The sequence below is a fragment of the Sedimentimonas flavescens genome, assembly GCF_019264375.1.
Classification (GTDB): Bacteria; Pseudomonadota; Alphaproteobacteria; order Rhodobacterales; family Rhodobacteraceae; genus Rhodobacter; species Rhodobacter flavescens.
Map to the genome: position 1 here is coordinate 1 of NZ_JAHVAI010000041.1, position 2,924 is coordinate 2,924.

Below are 2,924 nucleotides of genomic sequence, written 5' to 3' on the forward strand. Positions count from 1 at the left end.
CGCCCGGTTATTTAGCCAGCGGCCGGTTTCCTGCCGGTCCGCCGCGCCGATTTCCCTCAGCGCGGCGCCGTAGGACCGGAGCATGTCGGTGACAAAGATGTGCGGCCGCCCGTAGCGCTTCATTGATTTCTTGACGAATTTCAATGCTGCCTTCTTGTCCCGGGCCTTCGTCACGAAGCTCTCAAGCACCTCACCTTCGTGATCGACCGCCCGCCAGAGGTAGTGGCGCTCGCCGTTGATCTTCACGAACATTTCGTCGAGATGCCATTGCCACTGTGGCCCGGACCGCAGCCGCTCAGCGCGTTTCTTGCGGATCTCGGCGGCGAAGATCGGACCAAACCTGTTCCACCAGAACCGTACGGATTCATAGCTGATCTCGATGCCGCGTTCGTGCAACAGATCCTCGACATTTCGGAGCGACAGCGGAAAACGAACATAGAGCATCACCGCCAAACGGATGATATCCCGGCTGGTCTTGAAGTACTTGAACGGGTCGCGATTGGTCATCCCAAAACGCTACCCAGCCCACTGCCCGGTCGCAAGCCAAGTTGCTCTGACTTGACCTCGGCCGGCTCGGTGGTCAGATCCGGGTCGTGCGCGGCGCGGTGATTGGCTGGGATTTTGGCGCCGCCCTGGCACTCGGGGGTGCGCTCGGCGTGCCAGCTTTGGTCATGGCGGAACTCTTGCCGGCCCTCGAGGCGGTGATGGTCACGAAACTCAACGCACAGCTGGCGTCAGGCGGCCTGGAGGGGCGTGATATCTGAAACGTCGATCGTGTCGCGTGCCCGGGCGATATCCCACGCGCGCTGCAGGTTCATCCAGTATTCCGGGGTTGTGCTGAAAAACTTCGCAAGCCGGATCGCCGTGTCCACGGTGAGTGCGGTTTCCTCCTTCACCAGCCGCTCGATCCGGGTGCGCGGCACATGCAGGTGCTTGGCAAGCATGATCGCGCTCATGCCCAACGGTTCCAGATAGAGCTCCGCCAGGAGCTCACCAGGATGAGAAGGGTTCTTCATCAATGTCATATCGCACCCTTTCAATGGTAGTCGACGATCTCGACATCAGCCGGTCCCTGATCAGTCCACACGAAACAGATCCGCCACTGGCCGTTGATACGCACCGAGTGCTGCCCAGCTCGGTCGCCTTTTAGCTCCTCGAGATGATTGCCCGGCGGAAACCGGAGATCCTCGAGAATAATGGCGGCATCGAGCGCCGACAACATCGCACGCGTTCGCCTGACCAAGTCGGCCGGGAACCCCTTGCCGAACCGGTCTGACACCGCGTTCGCCGCGAGTTTGCCCTTCGTGCTGACAATCATGCAGTCATGTATCACGGCATGATACAAAATTCAAGAGGGGCGACAGTGCGCCTCTCAGTAACACCTTCTGGAGCGGAGCCATCTCAATGACCGAAAAACGCGTCTCCGTCCGCCTCGTCGCCATGGGCGGTCGTCAGGTGCGGGCCGAGCTGGAAGGCGTCGGCGAAGCGGGCGCGCGAGGCTTTGGCCGCCTCTCGCGCGAGATGGACCTTGCCAACACCCGGCTCGCGGGCTTTGCGCGCCGTGTGGGCATTGCCGCGGGTGCCGCGGTGGCGGCCGCGACGGCAGCAGGCGTGGCGATGGTGCGCTCTGGCCTGCAAACCGTCGATGCGCAGGCGAAGCTTGCGCAATCGCTCGGCACCACGGTCGCCTCGATCCAGGTGCTTGAGCGCGCCGGCGAGTTGGCCGGCGTGTCGATGTCGGGCATCGAGCAGGCGACGAAGGATCTGACGCGGCGGCTGAGCCAGGCGGCAGCCAGCGGCGGCCCCGCGGCCGAGGCGCTGAACCGGCTCGGGCTTTCGGCCGGCGCGCTTCTGGCGCTGCCGCTCGATCAGCGCGTGGGTGCGCTCAACGCGGTGATCGAGGCCTTCGTTCCGGCGGTCGAGCGGGCTGCTGTGGCGGGCCAGCTCTTCGGCGAGGAAGGCTCGATCGCCATGTCGCGCATCGACACGGCCACGCTGCGCCAGGCGACGGAGGATGTCCGCGCCTTCAGGGTTCTGGTTTCCGAGCAGGAGGCCGATCAGATCGAGCGGACGAATGACGCGCTCTCGCGGCTCGGGCTGATTGCCCGCGGGGTCTCGAACCAGCTTGCCGTCGCCGCGGCTCCGGCGCTCGAGGCCCTGGCCAATGCCATGGCCGCGGTGGCAAGCCGCACGGGCCCCCTCGGCATCGCGATCCGGAGCCTCTTCGACAACATCACCCGTCTGACCACCTATGCCGCCAGCTTCGCGGCCTTCCTCGCGGGACGCTGGGTGACCGGGATGGCGGCGGCCGCGCTGTCGGTTCGGGGGCTTGCCACGGCGCTCACCGTGATGCGCGGCGCGTTGATCCGCACGGGGATCGGGGCGCTCATCGTCGGCGCGGGCGAACTCGCGCATCAGTTCCTGCCGCTTTCGCGGGCGGTGGGTGGTCTGGGCGCGGCCTTCCGTCTCTTGCAGAGCGTTGCTGCAGAGGCCTGGGATCGCATTGGGTTCAGCGCCGCGGCCGCCTGGTCGCGGGTCGAGGCCGGCTGGGCCGGGCTGCAGGCAGCGGTTTTCGACGCGATGCAATCCTCTGTCACTGCCGTCACCGGCTTTGCCAATACCACCTTCGGTCTCTTTCAGGGTGCCTATGATGGGGCGGTGGCAATCTGGGGACATCTGCCGGGTGCGATCGGCGACTTTGCCTATCAGGCGGCCACACTTCGTCGTTGTGACGAAGTGACCTGCCCCCTGCTGGTCCCTCATTCATAACGAGAGTCTGCAGGTTGGTGCTGTGACCCCCGACATTCATCCAGCTGATGCCGGAGTCCTGGTTTGAGTTGATCCGACCCCCAACGTTGGACCGCCCTAAGGCAGAGTTTTCCGGCTTCCGCTCAGGGTGACGGGCTGGTGACGCCCCCCGATTT

The 2,924-nt window shown here is 64.9% G+C and carries 4 protein-coding genes and 1 pseudogene; 2 read left to right on the forward strand and 3 right to left on the reverse strand.

The window, feature by feature from the left end; all coding sequences use genetic code 11:
• A partial coding sequence (locus KTQ37_RS16530) for an IS6 family transposase (RefSeq protein ID WP_218631609.1) occupies nucleotides 1–507 on the reverse strand: 507 nt, incomplete at its 3' end.
• Nucleotides 508–605: 98 nt separating this feature from the next.
• Between KTQ37_RS16530 and KTQ37_RS17050 the strand changes: the two genes are divergently transcribed.
• On the forward strand, nucleotides 606–764 hold the full coding sequence (locus KTQ37_RS17050; protein WP_459565445.1) for a DUF7697 family protein: 159 nt from the start codon (nucleotides 606–608) through the stop codon (nucleotides 762–764).
• Here the strand turns inward: KTQ37_RS17050 and KTQ37_RS16535 are convergent.
• Both KTQ37_RS16535 and KTQ37_RS16540 read right to left on the reverse strand, forming a co-directional pair.
• Nucleotides 735–1,025: a HigA family addiction module antitoxin gene (locus KTQ37_RS16535; RefSeq protein WP_218631610.1), complete on the reverse strand. Its 291-nt coding sequence runs from the start codon at nucleotides 1,023–1,025 to the stop codon at nucleotides 735–737. The genes KTQ37_RS17050 and KTQ37_RS16535 overlap by 30 nt on opposite strands.
• An 11-nt stretch (nucleotides 1,026–1,036) precedes the next feature.
• Entirely contained in the window at nucleotides 1,037–1,318 is a 282-nt protein-coding gene (locus KTQ37_RS16540; protein WP_218631611.1) for a type II toxin-antitoxin system RelE/ParE family toxin, read from the reverse strand.
• Between the two features lie 86 nt (nucleotides 1,319–1,404).
• On the opposite strand from KTQ37_RS16540, the pseudogene KTQ37_RS16545 reads away from it, so the two are divergent.
• Nucleotides 1,405–2,715, forward strand: a pseudogene (locus KTQ37_RS16545) (phage tail tape measure protein); the annotation flags it as partial.
• Nucleotides 2,716–2,924 lie beyond the last annotated feature (209 nt).

What these genes read in the sequence shown, in the direction of transcription:
- KTQ37_RS16535 (WP_218631610.1), bottom strand. Translation starts at nt 1,025, where the DNA reads ATGACATTGATGAAGAACCCTTCTCATCCTGGTGAGCTCCTGGCGGAG.
- KTQ37_RS16540 (WP_218631611.1), bottom strand. Translation starts at nt 1,318, where the DNA reads ATGATTGTCAGCACGAAGGGCAAACTCGCGGCGAACGCGGTGTCAGAC.